The sequence below is a fragment of the Brucella oryzae genome (assembly GCF_041929965.1).
GTDB lineage: Bacteria > Pseudomonadota > Alphaproteobacteria > Rhizobiales > Rhizobiaceae > Brucella > Brucella oryzae.
The window spans coordinates 105,303-127,850 of the sequence record NZ_JBHEEO010000002.1; the positions used below are offsets into that span (position 1 = coordinate 105,303).

The window sequence follows — 22,548 nt, forward strand, 5'->3', positions numbered from 1 at the left end:
TTCAGATCGACCAGGAATCGCTGCCATAACTGCCGATGATACCACGTTCGGCAAGATATCTTTCCACTTCCGCGACGAGTTCGTCAACGTCACGGCCCGTCGTATTCAGGCGGAGTTCCGGCGAAAGGGGCGCTTCATACGGAGAATCAATGCCGGTGAAAGCCTTGATCTCGCCGCGCAACGCCTGCGCATAAAGCCCCTTCGGATCGCGGGCCATACATTCCTCTATCGGCGTATCCACGAAAATCTCGACAAATTCGCCCTCCGGCAGGCGGGTGCGAACGCGATCCCGCTCGGCCCGGAAAGGCGAAATGAAGGAGACCAGGACGATCAGGCCCGCATCGGTCATCAAACGGGCGACCTCTCCGACACGACGAATATTTTCGGCCCTGTCCTTCTCGGAGAAGCCCAGATCGCTGTTGAGGCCATGGCGGACATTGTCGCCATCCAGCAGATAGGTGTGCTTGCCCAGCGCATGAAGCCGCTGCTCCAGCCTGTTTGCAATGGTGGATTTGCCGGAGCCGGACAGACCCGTAAACCAGAGTACTGCCGGTTTCTGGAACTTCTGCGCCGCGCGCGTCTGCTTGTCGAGATCGAAGGATTGCAGATGCACATTCGTCGCCTGACGAAGCGCACTATCGATCATCCCAGCACCCACAGTCGCGTTTGTAAGCCGGTCGATCAACACGAACGCGCCGGTTACGCGATTGTCGGCGTAAGGATCGAATGCAATCTGATCCACGGTCTGGAGATGACAAAGTCCAATCTCGTTGAGGTCGAGACGAGAAGCTCCCTGGCGGGTGAAACTATCGATATCGGTTCTGTATACGATCTCGTTGATCGTTACCGGCGTCTGGTCGGTCTCGGTGCGCAGGATATAGGATCGGCCGGGATGCAACGCCTCCTCACCGAACCAGACTATATTCGCGGCGAAGCGATCAGCCACTTCGGGCCGGGCCTCCTTCCCTACCAGCATATTGCCGCGCGAAACCTCGATCTCGTCCTCCAGCACCAGCGTGACGGCCTGCCCTTCGGATGCCCGCGGCAGGTCACCGTCATAGGTGGCAATGCGTTTCACGCGGGAGGTCTTGCCGGATTTGGCAACCACCACGGCATCACCGGCGCTGATCGAACCGGAGGCCACAGTGCCGGAGAAACCGCGAAAATCGAGATTGGGCCGGTTCACATATTGCACCGGAAAACGAAAGGGCTTTGCCGCCGCCTCCGTATCGATGCGCACGGTTTCCAGATGTTCGAGCAGATGCGGCCCTTGATACCAGCCCATGCGGGGCGACGGCAGCATGACATTGTCGCCGAAGCGCGCCGAGAGCGGGATCGGCTGCACGCTGACAAAGCCAAGCTCTTTGGCGAAGCTCATATAGTCCGCGACAATACGCTCGAAGGCTTCTTGCGAAAAATCGACCAGATCGATCTTGTTCACGGCCAAAACGATGTGACGAATACCAAGTGCGGCAGCAATAAAGGAATGGCGCCGTGTCTGGGTCAGCACACCCTGACGCGCATCGACCAGCACGATGGCAAGATCAGCGGTAGAGGCCCCTGTTGCCATGTTGCGCGTATATTGCGCATGCCCCGGCGTGTCCGCGACGATGAACTTGCGGCGCGGCGTCGAAAAGAAGCGATAGGCGACATCAATGGTGATGCCCTGCTCTCGCTCTGCCTCCAGACCGTCAACCAGCAATGCGAAATCGAAGTCGTCATCCGTGGTGCCGAACTTGCGGCTATCGTTCTTCAACGATGCGAGCTGGTCCTCGAAGATCAGTTTCGTGTCATAGAGCAGGCGCCCGATGAGCGTCGATTTGCCGTCGTCCACCGACCCGCAAGTGAGGAAGCGCAACAGCGTCTTGCGCTCCTGATCGGCCAGAAAGTCGCTGACTGCGGCATTGGTCGCAACAGGCTTGATTATCGCATTCATCAGAAATAGCCCTCGCGCTTCTTTTTCTCCATCGAACCGGCTTCGTCGCGATCAATGGCCCGGCCCTGCCGCTCGGATGTACGGGCAATCAGCATTTCTTCGACAATATCGGAAAGGTCCGCAGCACTGGATTCAATTGCGCCGGTCAGCGGATAGCAGCCAAGCGTGCGGAAACGCACCAGCCGGTTTTCCACCCGTTCGTCCGGGCGCAATTTCATGCGGTCATCGTCGACCATAATCAGCATGCCGTCACGCTCAACCACGGGACGATGCGCCGCAAAATAAAGCGGCACGATGGGGATATTCTCCTGCAGGATATATTGCCAGATATCGAGCTCAGTCCAGTTCGACAACGGAAAGACGCGGATCGATTCCCCTGCGGAAACGCGGGTATTGTAGATCTTCCACATTTCCGGACGCTGGTTCTTGGGGTCCCATCCATGCTGTGCGTTACGGAAGGAAAAAATGCGCTCCTTGGCGCGCGATTTCTCCTCGTCGCGACGGGCGCCGCCAAAAGCGGCATCGAACTTGTACTTGTCGAGCGCCTGCCGCAAGGCGACCGTCTTCATCACATGGGTGTGGACATTCGACCCGTGGCTAAAGGGGCCAATATTCTCGCGCACGCCGTCCTCGTTGATATGCACGAGCAGCTCGAAACCCTTTTCACGTGCCTGAGCATCGCGAAATTCGATCATCTCCCGAAACTTCCATGTCGTATCAACATGCAGGAAAGGAAATGGCGGTGGAGCAGGATAGAATGCCTTCATCGCCAGATGCAGCATCACCGACGAATCCTTGCCGACCGAATAAAGCATTACCGGGTTGGAAAAACTTGCCGCGACCTCGCGAAAAATATGGATAGCTTCCGCCTCAAGGCGCTGAAGATGCGTCAGGTTCTTGGTCAGGGATGCATGATGCACGACTAGTTACTCCCGGCAACCGGATGGGGTCTCGATACTGGCGGGAGGGATGGCAAATGCCTTCATCCGGCACAGATGCGGCAAAAGCCGCGATGCGCGCATTGTCGTGAAATGATGCGGGAAAGTGAAAGAACCCTATCGCGTATTGCGACCGGCTTGCGCGAAAAACTTACCGTATTTGCAAGCAGGGCCGGAACAAACTTGCGCGCGCTCACAAAAGCTGATTTTCGGCCAAGTCACGGAAAATCATACAATTTTTGTGATATTAAACAAATTTCCGCTTTGGAGCTGCCCGTCATTCGGACAGCTCCAGAGCAAATTATTACTTGGCGAGTATTACTTGGGCGAGGCTCGCCTGAACATCGTTCAGCGTCGCCTCCAGCGCCGATACCATCGTATCGATCTGCTCGTCATTGATGATGAGCGGCGGACAGAAGGCAAGTGTATCGCCCATCGCACGGGAAATGACGCTCCGCTCCTGAAGAACAGCATTTGCCTGGGCACCTAGAGCGCCCGCCTGCTCAAGGCCTGTCTTGGCCTGTTTATCGGTGACAAGCTCGACACCGGCAATGAGACCGACGCCGCGCACTTCGCCAACCAGCGGGTGATCCTGCAGCTCGCGCAGGCGCTTCTGCATATAGGCGCCGCGGTCGCGTGCATTGGCGACCAGATCGCGTTCTTCGATGATCGCGAGGTTTTCCAGCGCTACCGCTGCCGCCACCGGATGGCCGGATGCCGTAAAGCCCGTCCCAAGCGTGCCGATCTTGTGGCTTTCTTCTGCAATCGGTGCGTAAACGCGCTCATTGATAAGGAAGGCCGAAATCGGCAGATAGGATGACGAAAGCTGCTTCGACATGACCAGAATATCCGGCTTCATATCGAAAGTCTGGCTGCCGAACAGGTTACCGGTACGACCGAAGCCGCAAATGACTTCGTCGGCGACCAGTAGAATATTGTAGCGATTAAGGACCGCCTGCACCTTTTCCCAATAGGTTTTCGGCGGCACGACCACCCCGCCTGCGCCCATCACCGGCTCTCCGATGAAAGCGGCAATGGTGTGAGGCCCTTCGGCGAGGATCAATTGCTCCAGCTCATCCGCCAGCCGTGTTGCGAATTGTTCCTCGCTCTCGCCTGGCAGCGCATCGCGATAATGGTGAGGGCAACCCGTATGGAGAATACGGTCGATCGGCAGGTCGAAGGAACGGTGATTGTTGGGCAGGCCCGTCAGGCTCGCAGAGGCAATCGTTACGCCATGATAACCGCGCTTGCGCGAGATGATTTTCTTGCGCTCCGGTTCGCCCAGCGCATTGGAGCGATACCAGATCAGCTTGATGACCGTATCGTTGGCTTCGGAACCCGAATTGGTGAAGTAAGCCTTGCTCATCGGCACAGGGGCCATCGAGACAAGCTTTTCGGCCAGATCGATGACCGGGCCATGCGAGCGGTAGGAAAATGTATGATAGAAAGGCAGCTTCTTCATCTGCCGTGCAGCTGCTTCGGCCAGACGCGGCTCCGAAAAGCCCACGCCGACACTCCAAAGACCTGACATCGCTTCAATGTAGCGCTTGCCAGTTACGTCCTCGACGTAGATCCCATCGCCACGCTCGATGACGAGCGGACCTTCCGCTTCGAGGCGGACAGCATCGGTGTAGGAATGGAGGTGATAACGGATATCGCGGGCTTCAAGAGAGTTTGGCTGAGCAGTCATTCATTGATCCTCCGGGAAAGATAATGAATTTGTAGCCCGTTTCAGAAAAAGCGCAAACCGGAAAGCCGCTGAAAATGCCCTTCGGATCAAACCGCCGAGGGACCTGGAAGATATTTATAGAAGTCCGAAGGTACGGGCTTTGGCGACCGCCTGAACTTTATTGACCGCAATGAGCTTGGTCAGCACGTTGCTGATGTGGAAATTCACCGTACGTGTCGAGATATTGAGGATCGTGCCGATGATCTCGGCAGTCTTTCCTTCACTCGTCCAGCGCAGGATTTCCCGCTCGCGTGCCGTCAGGTTCACTTCAGAGACACAATTCATCGTCGGAACATCGAGATGTTCATACATAGATAAATGTAGCAGATTGGCAGCGATCTGCATCTGACGCCGCAACATTGAAATCTCACCGGAAGACAATGCCGGACCATTTCTCAGGAAAGACAGCATTCCGAACACGCCCTGCGCCGCCCAGCACGGCTGGGAAATTCCTACCTTGAGGTTGAAGCGCTGGGCATCCGCCCATATCTGCGGCGCATCTGCAAAAAGCTTGGCCGACCATACCAAGGGCTCGATACTATTCAATGCTTTGCGAACCAATGGGTCGACATCCGCATATTTTCTGGCCGCATAGTGATCTATCCACTCCTGCGGCAACGATCCGAAACTAAGCCACCTGACAGTGCCGTTTAGCAAAGGAACGCGCATGACATATGCCGTATGTGCAAAACCGCACTTTCTGGCATAGGTATCTATATATTCAAGGAGCTGTCCGGCATTGTCAGCAGATTGCATGGATTCATAAATTTGTTCCCATTTCATTGCAGACTTCCCAACAAAAATACAACTATTGATGATTATTGAAATTCGGCGAACTTAAATAAAACGCCAACAAATCACTAACACGCTTATCTAAATTTCGCTATACACCTTTTGATGATATAAATATCTGTTTTGTATAAGAAATACATATATCTAAATTATAAACTACTTTCATAATTAATTACTTATTGTATTGGCATCACCAATCTTGACGGCAAATCAATCAGCCTTCCAAACTTGGAGTGCCGGCAGGACGCAGCCACGTCCGCCGGCTTGCAATTGATAAACAACTACAAACCAGTCGAACGCGTCTGGCGCATCTGTCAGAAATACGAGTGTCTGAGATTCAGTTAATCAAGCGACGACATTGATTATTCCGCAGCCTCTTCGGCAGCCGCACCCGGCGTGTAGTTGAGGATCGGTGTAAGCCAGCGTTCCACATCCTCGACACTCATTCCCTTGCGGTTCGCGTAATCCTCGACCTGATCACGTTCAACCTTGGCCACGCCGAAATAATAGCTTTCCGGATGGCCGATATAGAGACCCGATACAGAAGAACCGGGCCACATCGCATAGCTTTCAGTCAATTCCACGCCCGTCTTCGAGGTCGCATCCAGAAGGCGGAAAAGTGTAGACTTTTCGGTATGGTCGGGCTGAGCCGGATAGCCCGGCGCCGGACGAATGCCCTTATAAGGCTCCCCGATCAATTCTTCAGGCGTATAGGCTTCGTTGGACGCATAAGCCCAGAATTCCTTGCGGACACGCTCATGCATCAGTTCTGCGAAAGCTTCCGCAAAACGGTCGGCGAGCGCCTTCACAAGAATGGCCGAATAATCGTCATTGGCGCGCTCGAAACGTTCGGCTATCGCCACTTCACCAATACCCGCCGTCACGACAAAACCGCCGACATAATCCTGCTTTCCGCTTTCGACAGGTGCTACGAAATCGGACATGGCTACATTCGGGCGGCCATCGCGCTTGCTCAATTGCTGGCGCAGTGTGAAGAAAGTGGCGAGTTCCTCGTTCCGGCTTTCATCGGTGAAAAGACGAATATCGTCGCCGATCGCATTGGCCGGCCAGAAGCCGACGACTGCTTTCGGCGCGAACCATTTTTCGTCGATGATCTTTTTCAGCATCGCCTGCGCGTCGTCCCAAAGCTGCCGGGCTGCCTCGCCCTGCTTCTCGTCTTCAAGGATGGCAGGATAACGGCCCTTCAACTCCCAGGTCTGGAAGAATGGCGTCCAGTCGATATAGCGCGCGATTTCGGCCAGATCATAATCATCGAAGGTCTTGGTGCCGGTGAAGGTCGGTTTTGCCGGAACAAAGTTGTCCCAGTCGAGCTTATGCGCATTGGCGCGGGCGCGCGCGATCGGCAGGCGCTGCTTTTCGGCTTCGTTGCGCGCATGAGCGGCTGCAACCTTGGCATATTCGCCGCGCAGCCCATCAATATAGCTCTGCTTGCCTTCCGGCGACAGCAGGTTGGAAACCACGCCGACGGCACGGCTGGCGTCGATGACATAGACCGCCTGCCCACGTTCATAGCGCGGATGAATCTTCACCGCCGTATGGACACGGCTGGTCGTCGCACCGCCGATCAGAAGCGGAATGTCAAAACCTTCGCGCTCCATTTCCGCCGCCACATGCGCCATTTCGTCGAGCGAGGGCGTGATGAGGCCGGAAAGGCCGATGATATCCACCTTTTCGTCGCGCGCCACCTGCAGGATTTTCTGCGACGGCACCATCACGCCAAGATCGATGATTTCGTAATTGTTGCAGGCCAGCACGACGCCGACGATATTCTTGCCGATATCGTGCACATCGCCCTTCACGGTCGCCATCAGCACCTTGCCGGCGCTCTGGCGTTCACCGCCATCGACGCCGTTTTCCGCATTGCGGCGCTTTTCCTCTTCCATGTATGGCAGGAGAACCGCCACCGCCTGCTTCATAACGCGGGCGGATTTGACCACCTGCGGCAGGAACATCTTGCCCGCGCCGAACAGGTCGCCCACCACATTCATGCCGGCCATCAGCGGACCTTCGATAACATGCAGCGGACGTTCGGCTGCCTGGCGCGCCTCTTCCGTGTCGGCTTCGATATATTCGGTAATGCCGTTGACCAGTGCATGTTCGAGGCGCTTTTCCACCGGCCATTCGCGCCAGGTCAAATCCTGCGCTTTGGCTTCCCTGGAACCGGAATCGCGGAAGCGCTCGGCGATTTCCAGCAGGCGCTCGGTCGCGTCGGAGCGGCGGTTCAACACCACGTCCTCACAGGCCTCGCGCAGTTCCGGATCGATGGCATCGTAAACCGCCAGCTGACCGGCATTGACGATGCCCATATCCATGCCCGCCTGAATGGCGTGGTAGAGGAACACGGCATGCATCGCCTCGCGCACAGGCTCATTGCCGCGGAAGGAGAAGGATAGGTTCGACACGCCGCCCGACACATGGACATGCGGCAGGGTGGCGATGATCTGCCGGGTCGCTTCGATGAAGTCGACCCCGTAATTATTGTGTTCCTCGATACCTGTCGCCACCGCGAAAATATTCGGATCGAAGATGATGTCTTCCGGCGGGAAACCGACCTGCTCGGTCAGGATATTGTAGGCGCGGGTACAGATTTCGATCTTGCGCGCCTCGGTATCGGCCTGTCCGGTTTCATCGAACGCCATGACCACGACCGCTGCCCCATAGGCGCGGACGAGCTTTGCATGATGAATGAAGGCTTCCTCGCCTTCCTTCATCGAAATGGAGTTGACCACCGCTTTGCCCTGAACGCATTTCAGGCCAGCCTCGATGACGTCCCATTTGGAACTGTCGATCATGATCGGCACGCGGGCAATATCCGGCTCGGCGGCGATCAGATTGAGAAACTCGACCATCGCCTTTTCGGAATCGATCAGGCCTTCATCCATATTGATGTCGATGATCTGGGCGCCATTGGCAACCTGATCGCGCGCGACATCGAGCGCAGCCGCGAAATCGCCCGCCTTGATGAGTTTGCGGAAGCGGGCGGAGCCGGTCACGTTGGTGCGTTCGCCGACATTGACGAAGGGAATATCCTCAGTCAGCGTAAAGGGTTCGAGGCCCGACAGGCGCATCAGCGGCGCAACCTTGGCGGGCTTGCGCGGCGGATGCTTTGCAACGGCCTCGGCAATGGCGCGGATATGGTCCGGCGTGGAACCGCAGCAGCCGCCGACGACATTGACCAGACCATCACGGGCAAAGCCTTCGATCTGGGCGGCCATCGCTTCCGGCGTTTCGTCATACTGGCCGAATTCGTTCGGCAGACCGGCATTCGGATAAGCGCAAACAAATGTGTCGGCGATAGTCGACAATTCGTCGAGATGGGCGCGCATGGCGTTGGCGCCCAGCGCGCAGTTAAGTCCGATGGTAAACGGCTTGGCATGGCGCAGCGAATGCCAGAATGCCGTCGGCGTCTGGCCGGACAAGGTGCGGCCGGAAAGATCGGTGATCGTGCCGGAAATCATCACCGGGAGGCGAACGCCCTTTTCCTCGAACACTTCTTCCGAAGCGAAGACAGCAGCCTTGGCGTTCAGCGTGTCGAAGATTGTTTCGATCAGGATGATGTCGGAACCGCCATCGATCAGACCTCGGATCTGCTCGGCATAGGCAATGCGCAGATCATCGAAGGTGACAGCACGGAAGCCCGGATTGTTGACATCCGGCGACAGCGAAGCGGTGCGGTTCGTCGGCCCCAGAGCACCCGCAACGAAACGGCGGCGACCGTCCTTTTGCTCGGCGCGCAAGGCCGCGCGGCGGGCAAGGCGCGCGCCATCGCGGTTCAGCTCATAGACCTGCGCTTCCATGCCGTAATCGGCCTGTGCGATTGTCGTGGAAGAAAAAGTGTTGGTTTCGAGAATGTCCGCGCCCGCAATGGCGTAGGCATAGTGGATTTCCTCAATGGCCTTGGGCTGGGTCAGCGTCAGAAGGTCATTATTGCCCTGAAGCTGACAGTCGCAGGCGCCAAAACGCTCACCCCGAAAGTGTTCTTCGTGGAAGCCAAGCCCCTGAATCTGCGTTCCCATCGCACCATCGAGGATCAGAATACGCTCACGCGCTGCCTTCGTCAGTGCCGCCAGCACTTCCGAACCATCCGGCTTCGCAGCCGTTGCACCGAAGAGATCGTCGAGAGAAGACGCCATAAAAGTACCGCCTGTATTCAATCTGTTCTCAGGCAACAGGTCTGTTCGGGACATATCAACCTAAATTACCTGTCATACGCACATTGCGAAAGTCGCTTAATGACATAAACATATCTTTATGTCAATTCGGAGCAAGCATTTCCCATCTTGTTATCCAGACATCACCGATCTGTTGCCGGACCCAAGAAATTGTGACTGCGCAGGGCCACCGCTCTGCCACAATGTCCGGCCTAAAATAATCGCAGGGACGATATATGTTGTTCATTTTTACGCGCATCTTATCCGAAAACCGTTTCACGCTTTTCGGTATGCGCTGCGAGGAGAGACCTATGAAAAGGTTTGCTTATTCCCTGTTTGCCGCATGTTTGTCACTCGGCATGGGACTATCCGCCGCGGTCGGGAATGCAAATGCGGCACAGTCATCTTTGATGGCGACACCGTCCGCACAGACCTCGGCACCGAATATACAAAACGTTCAGTATTACGACTACCGCGGCGACCGCCGCTATTGGCGGGAACATCGTCGTCACTGGCGACATCACGGTCCGCGTTATCGCCCGTACTATCGCTATGATCGCCGTTATTGGGGACCGCCACCTGTCCGCCGCTACCGTCCGGCGCCGATCTATCGCGGTGGCAACCCCCATGTACGCTGGTGCTACAACCGTTATCGGTCATACCGCGCCTATGATAACACCTTCCAGCCCAATTACGGGCCGCGGCGTCAGTGCTATTCGCCCTATCTCTGAAACGAAAAGCCCCGGACGACTCCGGGGCTTTCTCTTCAATAAAATGGTTCAGTAATCAGGTAACGTAAGCACCGATTGAAGCCGCGACCAGACCGATCGCAACTGCAATCATTACGCCATAAACGCGCGGCTTGTCGAACAGGACGGCAAAAGCCGCAAACCAGCTGACAACCGCAGCGCCTAGCGCGAATAAAAAGCCCGGCTTGTCACCGTGGTACAGGTTAGCCGCCATAAGGCCACCGATAATCAGCGCGCCAAAAACGATCATCAACCCTGTGGCATATCGCTCGTAATCGTCCATTTAAATTCCTTGGTTCCACTCCCGCCGAGACAGGTATCGGAAACTCTCGTCAATCCGTTTGGCCATTTAAGGGCATTGGCCGGTTGCCATCACACAATCATTATTCGTGTCGTTCTTCAACCATTTCACTGCGCCATTTTCCGCAATTGTTACGACTTTTCACGCGAACGTTCCTATCGTTACCCGATAACCAGCATTTGTCGCGGTGAAAACCGTGCTAATATTACTTCCATGGAATCGTCAGGCATCATTATTTTCAAAACGGACATCGGACCGTGCGGGATTGCCTGGCGCGGCCAGACAATTGTTGGCGTCGAGATCGGAGATGCTGACGAGAAGGAAACCCGTTATCGGCTCGGCGAACGGTTTCCCGGCGCAGAAGATACCAATGTGCCGGATTTCGTTACTCATGCAGTCCAAGGTGTGCGAGCGCTTCTGACAGGGGCCGATGTCGATTTTTCGGGTACACCGCTGGCGCTCGATACGGTGCCCGATCTCAACCGGCAGGTCTATGAAATCATCCTTGAGCTGAAGCCGGGCGAGACGACGACCTATGGTGCGATTGCCCGACGGCTCGGCGATGTAAGTCTCTCACAGGCTGTCGGCTATGCACTGGGCAAAAACCCGTTTCCAATCATCGTGCCATGCCATCGGGTTCTCGGTTCTAATGGCAAGGTCGGTGGTTTTTCGGCGGCTGGCGGAACGACAACAAAGCTCAAGCTTCTCAATATTGAACGGGCGAGAACGTCCAGCGAGCCTGATCTTTTCGGCGGATTGCCACTGCAGGAACGACTGCAGGCCGACTGGTAATCAAGCCTTATCTGTCACGACATCGGCTGAAAAGCGCAATTCGCGCATCGGACGCACCAGTTGCGTCGTCGCGTCATAGGTCGGATGTTTCTTGAAAGCGAAAAGCGCTTCCTCATCTTTGAACTCGGCATAGACCACGAGATCAATGCGGTCGCACATCGGATCGACCCTGGAATTCGGCAGAACTTCAAAAAGGTCAGCATGAGGAATGGTGCCGAGTTGCTCCAGCCCCTTTTTGACCGTCTCTATGTCCTGACCTTCTTTGACGCTGAAGAAAACAATATGCCGGATCACGCCGCGACTCCCTGAAGTTGGTGAGGCGTGTCTAGCGCATCAAGGCCCGCAGAAAAATGGCAAATTTGAGCGATGTGCCTAACTTGCCTTGACGCGACGCCAGGCAAACCCACCCTCCTCTGGAACGGAACCGCGTCCCGGCTGATAATAGCCGGGCGTATCGACAAGCCGCTTTTCGCCGAGACGACCTTGGGCAACCTTGTTGGTCACCTGAAGGCTGTCGAAGCCGGTGCGCAGCATCAGGGCGGCCTGATCGATCAGCACATCGCCGACGGCGCGCAACTCGCCCGCAAAACCTTCGCGGCGCAAAATCTCGGCCTTGGAATAGGAGCGACCGTCGTTGAAAGCCGGGAACTGCAAGGCGATCAACGGCAGGCTGTCCAGCTCCTTGAGAAGCGGTTCAATGGCTTCGCCCGGCGCAACCGTAACACCGATCCGGCGGTTGGAAGCGCGGCGGCGCTCTTCATCCAGTCCAAGCCAGACGGAGAACGGAATAATGATCGCCGGGGCGTCGCCCGCCGCTTCAAGATCGTCGGCAAAGATATAATCGTCTTCGCGAAAGCCATCGGCAGACCAGAGTTTGGTTTCGTTGATATCGCTCATTTCCGGTCCACGGCTCCCAGTGTCTTAAGGCTGTCGGCAAGGCCAGTCAGGTGGATGCCGCATTCTGTCTTTTCCGACCCCGCCCAGCGTCCGGCACGCTGATCCTCGCCATCGCTCACGGGCCGCGTGCAGGGCATACAGCCGATGGAGCGATAGCCCTGCGCCGTCAGAGGGTGCGGCGGCAGATCATGCTTTTCCGCATAAGCCTTGAGATCGGCTGCCTGCCAGCGCGCCAGCGGATTGATGCGGATGCGCGGTCCGACCGATTCGAAAACCGGCAGGCTTTGGCGTGTCGACGCCTGAAACTGCTTGCGGCCGGTCATCCAGGCACGATAGGGCGCGACGGCGCGCGCCATCGGCTCAACCTTGCGGATGAAGCAGCAGCGGTCCTTATCGGTCATCGACAGCGCGCCGAACGGATCATCGCTTTTAAGACTGTCCTCAAGCGGCAGGACATCCTGCACATCGGTCAGCCCCAGCCGGTCCACCAGATCGTGACGATAATCGAGCGTTGCCCGAAAGTGCTTTCCCGTATCGAGAAACAGAACCGGTGTCGCCGGATCAATTTCCGAGATCATGTGCAGAAGCACCGCCGATTCCGCCCCGAAGGAAGAGACGACCGCGATCTGCCCCTCATAGAGTTCGCGCGTGACGAGCGCGATCACTTCCTGCGGGGTAGACGCGCCGTGGCTTGCCTCCAGAAGGCGGGCTTCGGCGGCAGCACTTTCTTCAGCATCAAGCTGCACGGCTTATTTCTCCATAAAGCGCGCGTTTGAACGGCTCCATGCCAACGCGGCGATAGGCGGCGAGGAAGGTTTCCTCCGGGCTTTCCCGCAAGGCCAGATAGGTATCGACAATGGTTTCGATGGCATCCACCACAGCTTCCGACGAGAAGCCGCGCCCGGTGATTTCACCGATGGCCGACTGCTCATCCGCCGAACCGCCAAGCGTGATCTGATAGAGTTCCTCACCCTTCTTCTCAACGCCCAGAATGCCGATATGGCCGACATGGTGATGGCCGCAGGCATTGATGCAGCCGGAAATCTTGATCTTGAGATCGCCGATTTCAAGCTGGCGCTGCTGATCGCCAAAACGCTCGGAAATGCGCTGCGCCACCGGGATTGAGCGCGCATTGGCAAGGGCGCAATAGTCGAGACCGGGGCAAGCGATGATATCGGTGATGAGACCGGCATTCGGCGTCACCAGACCATCCGATTGCAGGAGATCGTAGACAGCTGCGAGATCGGCCTTAGCCACATGCGGCAGAACCAGATTCTGCTCGTGGCTGACGCGGATTTCATCGAAGGAATAGGTTTCCGCAATATCCGCCACCAGTTCCATCTGCTCGGCGCTTGCGTCGCCCGGAATGCCGCCAATGGGTTTCAGCGAAATGGTGACGACGGCATAATCCGGGTGCTTGTGCGGCGTGACATTGCGCGCCACCCAGCTTGCAAATTCCGCGTCGGCCTTCTGGGTAACAGCCAGCACTTCCCAGCCTTCCGGCCGTTGCGGCAAGTTCGGCATGCGGAAATAGCTTTCGATGGTGTCTATATCGCGCTGCGGCAGCTTCAGCTCATTATCACGGATATTTTCCCATTCAGCGTCGATCTCGCGGGTCAGTTCCTCAATGCCGGTTTCATGGACCAATATCTTGATGCGCGCCTTGAACTTGTTGTCGCGACGGCCATGCAGATTATAGACGCGCACGATGGCCGTCACATAGGTCAGCATGTCCTCGATGGGCAGAAAGTCGCGGATTTTCTTCGCCACCATGGGCGTGCGGCCTTGACCGCCGCCAATATAGACCGCCAGTCCCAGATCGCCCGCCTCGTTCTTCTTCAGCTGCAAGCCGATGTCATGCACCTGAATGGCGGCGCGGTCATGCTCCGAGCCGACAATGGCAATCTTGAACTTGCGCGGCAGATAGGAAAACTCCGGATGCAGCGACGACCACTGCCGCAGAATTTCGGCGAACGGGCGCGGGTCAGCCACTTCGTCGGCGGCAGCGCCTGCGAAATGATCAGCGGTCACATTGCGAATGCAATTGCCGGAGGTCTGGATGGCGTGCATTTCGACTTCCGCCAGTTCTTCCAGAATGCGCGGAACGTCCTTCAGGGCAGGCCAGTTATACTGGATATTCTGGCGCGTGGTGAAATGGCCGAAGCCGCGATCATAAACGCGCGCGATGTGGCCGAGCTTGCGCAGCTGGCGGCTCGACAGCGTGCCATAGGGAATAGCCACACGCAGCATATAGGCGTGCAATTGCAGATAAAGGCCATTCATCAGGCGCAGCGGCTTGAACTGGTCCTCCGTCAGTTCTCCTGACAGGCGACGCTCAACCTGATCCTTGAACTGGGCAACGCGGGCCGCAACAAAATCGCGGTCGAATTCATCATAACGGTACATGAGCTATTCCAACAACAAGATCAGGAGGCACGTTTCAGCGGCGCATGTCCGAATGTAACGATGGAGGGTCCCGACAGGCGGATGCGCTCGCGCAGGCGGATCGGATAAAGCCCCTCCCCGCGCTCCTCGACATCGATCACATTCACATCAACGACCAGATTGGCCTTCGCAGCCAGATTGCCCGCATCTTCAAGCGCCTCGACGGCCTCGGCGTGCCGGGCGACCAGCGCGCCGTCGATTGTTTCCTGCCACGAACCGTCGGCACCGAGCCACACAGCCTGCCCGTCGATCAGCCGGTTTGCAGTGAGAACTTTTACAACCATTTCCAAACTCCAAACTTTTGTTAACCGCGCATCCTGCGGGTTCAGGCTGCGACGGAAACCGGCTTGAGGGCCAGCGCTTCGGCTTTGTCGATTGCGGCACCGGCAACGGCATCGCCAATGATCACCATGACCGGGCCGGAAAGCTCCTTGCGGCTTTCCAGATCCGGCAAATCCTTGAGCGTGCCGTGGAACAGGCGCTTGTCCTGTCGGCTCGCATTTTCCACCACCGCAACCGCGGTATCTTCGTGCAGACCCGCAGCAATCAGGCGCGCGGCAACCGATGCGGCGACGGTCGAGCCCATATAGACAGCAATGGTTGCGCCGGAGACGGCGAGCTTCGCCCAGCCCGGCAGCACATCGCCCGTCATGTCATGGCCGGTGGTGAACACCAGCGACGAGGCGACACCGCGCAGCGTCAGCGGCAATTCCATATCGGCAGCGGCAGCAAAGGCCGAGGTGATGCCGGGCACGATCTCGAAACCGATACCGGCGGCACGCAGCGCCGTCATTTCCTCGCCTGCGCGTCCGAACACCAATGGATCGCCGGATTTCAGCCGCACAACGCGCTTGCCCTGCTGCCCGAGCGAAACCAGCAGGCGGTTGATCTCTTCCTGGCTTTTGGAATGGCAGCCCTTGCGCTTGCCGACGGCAAGACGCTCGGCATCGCGGCGACCCATGGCGATCACGCCTTCCGGCACCAGCGCATCATGCACGATCACATCGGCTTCCATCAAAGCGCGATGGGCGCGCAGGGTCAGCAGGTCTTCGGCACCCGGACCGGCGCCGACCAGCCAGACATAACCGGCGGCACTGTCACGCTGCTCGATCAGGTCGTTAGCAGCCTTATAGGCTTCCACGTGGTTGCCATTTTCGATTGCCTTGGCAACACGGCCCGAAAAGAAACCGCGCCAGAAACTGCGGCGCGCCAGCCCCTTGGGCAGTGCGCGCTCGACCAGCGGACGCCAGCTTTCGGCAAAATGCGCAAGCTCGCCAAGGCGCGGCGAGAAGGCGGCATCAATGCGCGCACGAACCATCTGCGCCAGTACCGGAGCGCTTCCTTCCGAACCAATGGCAATCGTCAGCGGCGCACGGTTGACGATGGCAGGCGTCAGAAAATCGCAAAGGGCGGGACGGTCAACGACATTGACCGGAACCTTCTCCGCCTTGACCACGGCAGCAATGGCGCGATCCTGCGCTTCATCGCCGGTCGCCACGAAAACCAGCTTTGCGCCCGCGACATGTTCCGGGGCAAAAGGTGCCGCCACATGCTCCGCACCATGGCTTGCGATGAAATCGGCCAGATGATGTTCGGTTTCCTCGGCCACGATGCGCAGGCGCGCGGATGTCTGCGCCACGAGGCGCGCCTTGTTCAAGGCTTCCTCGCCGCCGCCAACGACGACTACCACCTCTTCCGACACCCGGAAGAAGGCAGGAAAATCAGCCAGTAAACGCTTTTGCGGTAGAGACACGATGCCATCCTTGAGAGCATTTCCAGCGAAAGTGGAGACCGGTTTCGCGTGTGGAAATACGCCTTGTGAAAGTTGGCGCCATTATCCATGGAGAGCGGGAGATTTATAAGAAACGGGCTTGCGCGTGAAAATCACGGCGAGCATCACTTTTTCTCAAAACGGTCGATTGCGGGATTTTAATTTCCCGTAAGGCCGAAAATATATCCCACAATTTTTATAGGGTTTACATAGGCTTATCGGTAACCGCCGCTCGTGAAGAAGGCCGGAACATGTTTCGGCCAGCGGCGCGGCAGCACGGCAATCAGGTCGAAACGCAGCGACAGACAGTCATGGTCGGGCTGGCATTGCAGCCACAGATCGGCTGCGGCTTCGATGCGATGCATGGCCTGCGGCGTGACGGCGAGATGCGCGGCTTCAAGGCTGCTGCGCGCCTTGACCTCGACGATCAGCACCAGATTGCCCCGCCGGGCGATCAGATCGATTTCGCCGAGTCGAGTCCGATAGCGCCGCGCGACGATGCGAAAGCCTTTCAAAAGAAGCGCCATCGCCGCAAAGCGTTCAGCGCTGTGTCCGCGAAAGAAAGCGATGCGCTTTTTCTCGCGCAGCTCTGTCATCGCTGATCCGATTTCAGTTGCATGAGGCGCTGATAGAGAACCGATTTCTGCCCGCCGGTCATGCGCGCCGCCTCGCCTGCGGCCTTGGATGGCGGCAGTTCGGCGGCAAGCGACAGAAGCAGCCTGTCGATATCTTCCTCGCTTTGCGGAATGGCGTTGCCCGTGGGTGGACCGACCAGCAGAACCACTTCACCGCGAATGCGATCCTCGCCGTCGAATTCCGCCGCTAGCTCACCCAGTGGCGCGGTGCGAATGGTCTCATAGGCCTTGGTCAGTTCACGGCAGAGCGCACCCAGACGATCCGGCCCGAACACTTCAGCCATTTCGGCCAGCGTCGCTGCCGTCCGGTTGGGCGATTCATAGAAAACCAGCGTCGCCTCGATGCCCTTGAGGCTTTCGAGCTTCGCCTGTTTTTGCCCATGCTTGGAGGGCAGGAAGCCGCAGAACATGAAGGCATCGGTCGGGAGGCCCGAAGCGGCAAGGGCTGCCAGAACGGCGGAAGCGCCGGGAATGGGGACAACGCGAATACCCGCCTCGCGCGCTTCGCCGACCAGCCGGAAGCCCGGATCGGAAACGAGCGGCGTGCCCGCATCCGACACCAGCGCAACACTTTTGCCCGCCGTCAGCGCGGCAATCAGCTTCTCACCGGCCTCGGCGGCATTGTGTTCGTGATAGCTGATGGGGCGACGCGCTATACCATAACGGTCGAGGAGAACGCGGGTCACGCGGGTGTCCTCGCAGGCCAGAACATCAGCTGCGGCAAGCGTTTCGATGCCGCGCAGCGTCATGTCGCCAAGATTACCAATCGGCGTCGAGACGATATAAAGGGCGGGCTCCAGCGGACGGGCGCGCATCGTCGTGCCGCCCACCACATATTCCCGTCGCCCATCGCCCGTATCTTCAGTCATTGCTTATCCCTCATGCGGCCAGATCGGCGACCAATGCATCCAGCACCAGCGCACCGTCCGGCGTTGCACGAATGATGTTACCGCCCATTGGTTCGATCATGCCCTCGGCAATCAGTTTCGCCAGACGCTTCTGGTCAACGCTCTGGCCCGATAGCCGCTTGTAGCGATCCAGATCAATGCCTTCGCGCAGACGAAGCCCCATCATCAGGAACTCATCGCCTTCCTGCCCGCCATCGAGATATTCCTCCTCGATAATGCCGTGGCCGCTGCGTTCGACCTTGTCCAGCCAGGTTTCCGGGTGTTTTTCGGTCATGGTCACCGTGCGCACATCGTTTTCCACGAAACGCCCATGCGCACCGGGGCCGATGCCGACATATTGCCCATAGCGCCAATAGACCAGATTGTGCTGCGACTCACGCCCCGGCACTGCGTGATTGGAAATCTCATAGGCCGGAAGGCCATGCTCAGCCGTCACCCTTTGCGTTTCTTCATAAAGCGCTGCGGCATGATCCGGCTCCGGTGTGGTCAGCTTTCCAGCCTTCCAGAGATTGTAGAACTGCGTGCCTTCCTCAATGGTCAGCTGATAGAGCGAGAGGTGATCGGCAGCCAATCCGATGGCTTCCTTCAGCTCTTCGCGCCAGGCCTCGATGGACTGGTTCGGGCGCGCATAAATCAGATCGAACGACAAGCGCGGAAAGATCTCGCGCGCCAGTCGAATGGCCGCCTTCGCCTCCTCGACCGAATGCATGCGCCCGAGGCGACGCAGATCGGGATCGTTCAGCGCCTGAATGCCGAGCGACACGCGGTTGACGCCTGCCGTGCGATAGCCACGAAACCGGTCGGCTTCCACACTGGTCGGATTGGCTTCCAGCGTCACTTCGATGTCCGGCGCAACAGACCAATGCGAGGCAATGCCATCAAGAAGCGCGCCCACCGTTTCGGGCTGCATCAGCGACGGTGTGCCGCCGCCCAGAAAAATGCTGGTGACGGTGCGCGGGCCGGTGCGTTCGCGCAGCGTTTCCATCTCGCGCCGGAAGGCCTCGGAAAACCGCGCCTGATCGACCGGCTTGTGGCGGACATGGCTGTTGAAGTCGCAATAAGGGCATTTGGCCAGACAGAACGGCCAGTGAACATAAACGCCGAATGCGGTTTCCCCATTCGCACGCGCGATGGGAATCGTGCTCACGCCGTCCGCTAACGCCGGTGAAGAGGGAAACGGCTTGTTCATTTCGCGGAAACCGGCTCCACGCTGAGCGCCTTTTCGGCAAAAAGTTTGAAAGCGCGGGCGCGGTGCGACAGGGCCTCGGCGTCGCCCGGCTTCCAGCCGTGCTTCTCGTCGGCGGTCATTTCGCCAAAGGTTTTTTCATGACCATCCGGCAGAAACACCGGATCATAGCCGAAGCCGGTCGTGCCGCGTGGCGGCCAGATCAGCACGCCTTCCACTTCGCCACGGAAATATTCCGCTTTGCCGTCCGGCCATGCAAGGCAGATGACGGAGACGAAACGCGCCTTGCGCTTGTCCGCAGTCGTCGCACCCTTTTCCTGCAAAAGATCTTCGACCTTGCGCATCGCCATGTCAAAATCGCGCGTACCGTCTTCGGCCTCGGCCCAGTTGGCCGTGTAAACGCCCGGCTCGCCGTCCAGCGCATCAACCATCAGGCCGGAATCATCGGACAATGCGGGCAAGCCGGTGGCTTCTGCCGCAGCAAGCGCCTTGATATAGGCGTTTTCCTCAAACGTGGTGCCGGTCTCGTCCGGCTCCGGCAGGCCAAGTGCTGCAACAGAGCTGACATCGAAGCCGAACGGACCGATCAGCCCGTCGAATTCCTTCAGCTTGCCTGCGTTATGCGAGGCGACAATCAGCTTGCCCTTTTCCAGCGTTCTCATTTTCATTTCCATAGTTTGGGTTCGGCAATCTCCAGCGAATTGCCGGATGGATCGCGGAAATAAATCGAATGCGCGCCATTCGGCCAATCGAACTCGGCCTCAATGGCAACGCCATGTCGTTCCAGATGTTTCCGCCACCCCTCCATCTCCTCCCGGCTTGCGGCAAAACAGACATGGCCGGGACCGTGCGTGCCATGCGGCGGCACTGGCAGATGGCCGGGTAAAGGCGGCTTCAATGTCTCCTCCGCCTTGAAGAGCAGCAATATGCCATCGCCGCAACGGAAGAAAGCATTGCGTTCGCTGAGCTGCCCCACCGGTTCCAGCCCCATCGTGTTGCGATAGAATTCTACCGCTTCGGCAACGTCACGAACATAGAGTGCCGTTTCAAGAATACGTGCAGCGCGCATGGATTTCCCTTCGGTTGCGACGCATCCGATACGGTATGCGGTTCAGTGAGATTCCGGTTATGGCGAGCCGAAAATGGTGGTCTTTAAGACCCGGAGCGAAGTGTACTTAAAGTACATGAGCACCGGAAGCGAAAAAGAACGCCATTTGCAGGCCGCCAGAGCCGGAATAACGCGAACCGTCAGGCGACGGCCATCTTCTGCAGGGACACAAGACGATCGACGCCGCTGCGTGCGAGCTTCATCAGGTTCAGGAACTCTTCTTCCGAGAAAGGCGTGCCTTCGGCGGTGCCCTGAATTTCAACAATGCCGCCGGTGCCGGTCATGACGAAATTGCTGTCGGTCTGGGCGACGGAATCTTCCGCATAGTCGAGATCGAGAACAGGAGCGCCTTCATAGATGCCGCAGGAAATGGCGGCGACATGGTCCTTCAAAACCTTCTCGACCCGCACCATCTGGCGCGCTTCCATCCAGCGCAGGCATTCATGCAGGGCCACCCAGCCGCCGGTGATGGCTGCCGTGCGCGTGCCGCCATCGGCCTGAATGACATCGCAGTCCACCGTGATCTGCACTTCGCCCAGCGCCTGCATGTCCACGACGGCGCGCAAGGATCGTCCGATCAGACGCTGGATTTCCTGCGTGCGACCGCCCTGCTTGCCAGCGGCGGCTTCACGGCGCATGCGGTCGCCGGTCGAACGCGGCAGCATGCCATATTCCGCCGTGACCCAGCCCTTGCCGGTGTTGCGCATCCAGCCTGGCACCTTTTCTTCAAGGCTTGCCGTGCACAGAACATGGGTGTCGCCGAATTTGACCAGGCAGGAGCCTTCCGCATGTTTGGAGATGCCGCGCTCGAAAGAAACGGCGCGCATTTCGTCGGCAGCACGCTTGGATGGACGCATATATCAATTTCCTTGATCGAGTTTTTAGGGATTCAAACGGTTCTGTGCGGCTTTTTAGGCGCCCCGGGAGCAAATAGAAAGGAATTTTGCGCTTTGCCAGCCCAAAGATAGGTCGAGAAGTGTTGAGAGCTCTGCCAGGACAGAGCTAAAGACTTTGACGCTTCGACTTACAATCTTATATTATCGTACGCTATTCATAAGGTTCGCTACCATAACATGATAAAACCGCCGGAACACCAGCTTTTGAGTTCGCTCGATCAGCGCTCGCGCGATATTTTCCGGTTGATTGTGGAAACCTATCTCAACGAGGGCGATCCTCTCGGCTCGCGCAATCTGTCAAGGCTTCTGCCGCACGCGCTTTCGCCTGCAACCATCCGCAATGTCATGAGCGATCTGGAGCATCTGGGCCTGATCTACGCACCGCATATTTCAGCCGGACGCCTCCCGACGCAGATCGGTCTGCGCTTCTTTGTTGACGCGTTTCTGGAAGTGGGCGACCTGCCTCCGGAGGAACGTTCCTCCATCGAAGCGCAAGTCCGGTCCGCCGGCACGAACAACTCTGTCGAAAGCGTCCTTACCGAAGCAAGCCAGGTCCTTTCAGGCTTGTCGCGCGGCGCGGGTCTCGTGCTTGCCAACAAGGCGGAAGGCGCACTGAAACATATTGAATTCGTTCGTCTCGAACCGACGCGAGCGCTCGCCGTTCTGGTCATGCAGAATGGCGATGTCGAAAACCGGGTCGTCAATCTGCCCATCGGGATCAGCAACTCGCAGCTGGTCGAGGCGTCGAACTTTCTCAATGCGCATATTCACGGCCACACGCTTTCCGAAGCCAAAGCCGAACTGAAAAAATTGACAGAAGAAACCCGGCAGGAACTTGACCAGCTGTCGCAGGAACTGGTTTCCCAGGGGCTGGCAGTCTGGAGCGGCGCCGGAACGGATCAACCAGCGCGGCTGATTGTTCGCGGACGCGCCAATCTTCTGGAAAACATCCATGCGCAGGAAGATATCGAGCGCCTGCGTCATCTGTTCGATGACCTCGAAACCAAGGATGGCATGGTCCAGCTTCTCGATCTTGCCGAAGCCGGTTCGGGCGTGCGCATTTTCATCGGCTCGGAGAACAAGCTTTTCTCCCTTTCCGGCTCATCACTGGTGGTCGCCCCCTATCGCGACAGCGAGCAAAGGGTTATTGGTGCTTTGGGAGTCATCGGGCCTACACGGCTCAACTATGCGCGGATCGTGCCGATGGTGGACTATACCGCCCAAATCGTATCCCGACTCCTGCGGTAACTGTCAGACTTGCCGGGGCTAACCATGCCCCTGAAAATAGACCTT

Annotated in this window: 21 protein-coding genes; 3 read left to right on the forward strand and 18 right to left on the reverse strand. The window is 57.8% G+C overall.

Going from position 1 to position 22,548, the window contains the following annotated elements:
* Position 1: 1 nt before the first annotated feature.
* From cysN to metH, 5 genes are all read right to left on the reverse strand, one after another.
* The gene (gene cysN / locus JNC70_RS02380) at positions 2-1,936 is read right to left on the reverse strand and encodes a sulfate adenylyltransferase subunit CysN (RefSeq protein ID WP_104757049.1); all 1,935 of its coding nucleotides are present in this window, start codon (positions 1,934-1,936) and stop codon (positions 2-4) included.
* Entirely contained in the window at positions 1,936-2,856 is a 921-nt protein-coding gene (cysD, locus tag JNC70_RS02385; protein ID WP_167394093.1) for a sulfate adenylyltransferase subunit CysD, read from the reverse strand. Before cysD ends, cysN begins: the two co-directional genes overlap by 1 nt.
* A 322-nt stretch (positions 2,857-3,178) precedes the next feature.
* The gene (locus JNC70_RS02390) at positions 3,179-4,564 is read right to left on the reverse strand and encodes an aspartate aminotransferase family protein (protein WP_104757050.1); all 1,386 of its coding nucleotides are present in this window, start codon (positions 4,562-4,564) and stop codon (positions 3,179-3,181) included.
* Positions 4,565-4,678: 114 nt separating this feature from the next.
* On the reverse strand, positions 4,679-5,386 hold the full coding sequence (locus tag JNC70_RS02395; RefSeq protein ID WP_104757051.1) for a LuxR family transcriptional regulator: 708 nt from the start codon (positions 5,384-5,386) through the stop codon (positions 4,679-4,681).
* Positions 5,387-5,757: 371 nt separating this feature from the next.
* The gene (gene metH, locus JNC70_RS02400; protein ID WP_104757052.1) at positions 5,758-9,549 is read right to left on the reverse strand and encodes a methionine synthase; all 3,792 of its coding nucleotides are present in this window, start codon (positions 9,547-9,549) and stop codon (positions 5,758-5,760) included.
* Positions 9,550-9,878: 329 nt separating this feature from the next.
* Between metH and JNC70_RS02405 the strand changes: the two genes are divergently transcribed.
* Positions 9,879-10,298, forward strand: a complete 420-nt coding sequence (locus JNC70_RS02405; RefSeq protein ID WP_104757192.1) for a BA14K family protein — start codon at positions 9,879-9,881, stop codon at positions 10,296-10,298.
* A gap of 55 nt (positions 10,299-10,353) precedes the next feature.
* Here JNC70_RS02405 and JNC70_RS02410 read toward each other — a convergent pair whose 3' ends face one another.
* On the reverse strand, positions 10,354-10,599 hold the full coding sequence (locus JNC70_RS02410; RefSeq protein WP_010658028.1) for a hypothetical protein: 246 nt from the start codon (positions 10,597-10,599) through the stop codon (positions 10,354-10,356).
* A 231-nt stretch (positions 10,600-10,830) separates the two neighbouring features.
* Between JNC70_RS02410 and JNC70_RS02415 the strand changes: the two genes are divergently transcribed.
* Positions 10,831-11,409 carry a methylated-DNA--[protein]-cysteine S-methyltransferase gene (locus JNC70_RS02415; RefSeq protein ID WP_104757053.1) on the forward strand — a complete coding sequence of 193 codons (579 nt, stop codon included), beginning with the start codon at positions 10,831-10,833 and terminating at the stop codon, positions 11,407-11,409.
* Here the strand turns inward: JNC70_RS02415 and JNC70_RS02420 are convergent, their stop codons facing one another.
* The 12 genes from JNC70_RS02420 to rph form a co-directional block, all read right to left on the reverse strand.
* On the reverse strand, positions 11,410-11,703 hold the full coding sequence (locus JNC70_RS02420) for a Dabb family protein (RefSeq protein WP_104757054.1): 294 nt from the start codon (positions 11,701-11,703) through the stop codon (positions 11,410-11,412).
* A 78-nt stretch (positions 11,704-11,781) separates the two neighbouring features.
* Complete coding sequence (locus tag JNC70_RS02425; protein ID WP_104757055.1) at positions 11,782-12,306, reverse strand: DUF934 domain-containing protein; 525 nt, start codon at positions 12,304-12,306, stop codon at positions 11,782-11,784.
* Positions 12,303-13,052 (reverse strand): phosphoadenylyl-sulfate reductase, encoded by a 750-nt coding sequence (locus tag JNC70_RS02430; RefSeq protein WP_104757056.1) that lies wholly within the window; start codon positions 13,050-13,052, stop codon positions 12,303-12,305. Before JNC70_RS02430 ends, JNC70_RS02425 begins: the two co-directional genes overlap by 4 nt.
* Positions 13,042-14,712, reverse strand: a complete 1,671-nt coding sequence (locus tag JNC70_RS02435) for a nitrite/sulfite reductase (RefSeq protein WP_104757057.1) — start codon at positions 14,710-14,712, stop codon at positions 13,042-13,044. Before JNC70_RS02435 ends, JNC70_RS02430 begins: the two co-directional genes overlap by 11 nt.
* 20 nt (positions 14,713-14,732) lie before the next feature.
* Positions 14,733-15,035, reverse strand: coding sequence for a DUF2849 domain-containing protein (locus JNC70_RS02440; RefSeq protein ID WP_104757058.1), 303 nt, complete (start codon positions 15,033-15,035; stop codon positions 14,733-14,735).
* A gap of 41 nt (positions 15,036-15,076) precedes the next feature.
* Positions 15,077-16,504 carry a siroheme synthase CysG gene (gene cysG / locus JNC70_RS02445; protein WP_104757060.1) on the reverse strand — a complete coding sequence of 476 codons (1,428 nt, stop codon included), beginning with the start codon at positions 16,502-16,504 and terminating at the stop codon, positions 15,077-15,079.
* A gap of 233 nt (positions 16,505-16,737) precedes the next feature.
* Positions 16,738-17,118: a YraN family protein gene (locus JNC70_RS02450; RefSeq protein WP_104757061.1), complete on the reverse strand. Its 381-nt coding sequence runs from the start codon at positions 17,116-17,118 to the stop codon at positions 16,738-16,740.
* On the reverse strand, positions 17,115-18,026 hold the full coding sequence (rsmI, locus tag JNC70_RS02455) for a 16S rRNA (cytidine(1402)-2'-O)-methyltransferase (RefSeq protein ID WP_104757063.1): 912 nt from the start codon (positions 18,024-18,026) through the stop codon (positions 17,115-17,117). Before rsmI ends, JNC70_RS02450 begins: the two co-directional genes overlap by 4 nt.
* 10 nt (positions 18,027-18,036) lie before the next feature.
* Positions 18,037-19,254 carry a radical SAM family heme chaperone HemW gene (gene hemW / locus JNC70_RS02460; RefSeq protein WP_104757065.1) on the reverse strand — a complete coding sequence of 406 codons (1,218 nt, stop codon included), beginning with the start codon at positions 19,252-19,254 and terminating at the stop codon, positions 18,037-18,039.
* Entirely contained in the window at positions 19,251-19,913 is a 663-nt protein-coding gene (gene rdgB / locus JNC70_RS02465; RefSeq protein WP_104757066.1) for an RdgB/HAM1 family non-canonical purine NTP pyrophosphatase, read from the reverse strand. The genes hemW and rdgB overlap by 4 nt, the downstream gene beginning before the upstream one ends.
* A gap of 2 nt (positions 19,914-19,915) precedes the next feature.
* Complete coding sequence (locus tag JNC70_RS02470; protein ID WP_104757068.1) at positions 19,916-20,320, reverse strand: VOC family protein; 405 nt, start codon at positions 20,318-20,320, stop codon at positions 19,916-19,918.
* A gap of 179 nt (positions 20,321-20,499) precedes the next feature.
* Positions 20,500-21,216: a ribonuclease PH gene (gene rph / locus JNC70_RS02475; protein WP_104757069.1), complete on the reverse strand. Its 717-nt coding sequence runs from the start codon at positions 21,214-21,216 to the stop codon at positions 20,500-20,502.
* A gap of 216 nt (positions 21,217-21,432) precedes the next feature.
* On the opposite strand from rph, the gene hrcA reads away from it, so the two are divergent.
* Positions 21,433-22,503, forward strand: a complete 1,071-nt coding sequence (gene hrcA, locus JNC70_RS02480; RefSeq protein ID WP_104757071.1) for a heat-inducible transcriptional repressor HrcA — start codon at positions 21,433-21,435, stop codon at positions 22,501-22,503.
* The last annotated feature ends 45 nt before the right edge of the window (positions 22,504-22,548 follow it).

Excerpts from the sequence above, each read along its gene's own strand:
- JNC70_RS02435 (WP_104757057.1), bottom strand. The coding sequence starts at position 14,712 with ATGTACCGTTATGATGAATTCGACCGCGATTTTGTTGCGGCCCGCGTT.
- JNC70_RS02395 (WP_104757051.1), bottom strand. The coding sequence starts at position 5,386 with ATGAAATGGGAACAAATTTATGAATCCATGCAATCTGCTGACAATGCC.
- rdgB (WP_104757066.1), bottom strand. The coding sequence starts at position 19,913 with ATGAGAACGCTGGAAAAGGGCAAGCTGATTGTCGCCTCGCATAACGCA.
- JNC70_RS02410 (WP_010658028.1), bottom strand. The coding sequence starts at position 10,599 with ATGGACGATTACGAGCGATATGCCACAGGGTTGATGATCGTTTTTGGC.
- JNC70_RS02390 (WP_104757050.1), bottom strand. The coding sequence starts at position 4,564 with ATGACTGCTCAGCCAAACTCTCTTGAAGCCCGCGATATCCGTTATCAC.
- hemW (WP_104757065.1), bottom strand. The coding sequence starts at position 19,254 with ATGAACAAGCCGTTTCCCTCTTCACCGGCGTTAGCGGACGGCGTGAGC.
- metH (WP_104757052.1), bottom strand. The coding sequence starts at position 9,549 with ATGGCGTCTTCTCTCGACGATCTCTTCGGTGCAACGGCTGCGAAGCCG.
- rph (WP_104757069.1), bottom strand. The coding sequence starts at position 21,216 with ATGCGTCCATCCAAGCGTGCTGCCGACGAAATGCGCGCCGTTTCTTTC.
- cysN (WP_104757049.1), bottom strand. The coding sequence starts at position 1,936 with ATGAATGCGATAATCAAGCCTGTTGCGACCAATGCCGCAGTCAGCGAC.
- JNC70_RS02405 (WP_104757192.1), top strand. The coding sequence starts at position 9,879 with ATGAAAAGGTTTGCTTATTCCCTGTTTGCCGCATGTTTGTCACTCGGC.
- JNC70_RS02415 (WP_104757053.1), top strand. The coding sequence starts at position 10,831 with ATGGAATCGTCAGGCATCATTATTTTCAAAACGGACATCGGACCGTGC.
- JNC70_RS02425 (WP_104757055.1), bottom strand. The coding sequence starts at position 12,306 with ATGAGCGATATCAACGAAACCAAACTCTGGTCTGCCGATGGCTTTCGC.
- rsmI (WP_104757063.1), bottom strand. The coding sequence starts at position 18,026 with ATGACTGAAGATACGGGCGATGGGCGACGGGAATATGTGGTGGGCGGC.
- hrcA (WP_104757071.1), top strand. The coding sequence starts at position 21,433 with ATGATAAAACCGCCGGAACACCAGCTTTTGAGTTCGCTCGATCAGCGC.
- JNC70_RS02450 (WP_104757061.1), bottom strand. The coding sequence starts at position 17,118 with ATGACAGAGCTGCGCGAGAAAAAGCGCATCGCTTTCTTTCGCGGACAC.
- JNC70_RS02470 (WP_104757068.1), bottom strand. The coding sequence starts at position 20,320 with ATGCGCGCTGCACGTATTCTTGAAACGGCACTCTATGTTCGTGACGTT.
- JNC70_RS02440 (WP_104757058.1), bottom strand. The coding sequence starts at position 15,035 with ATGGTTGTAAAAGTTCTCACTGCAAACCGGCTGATCGACGGGCAGGCT.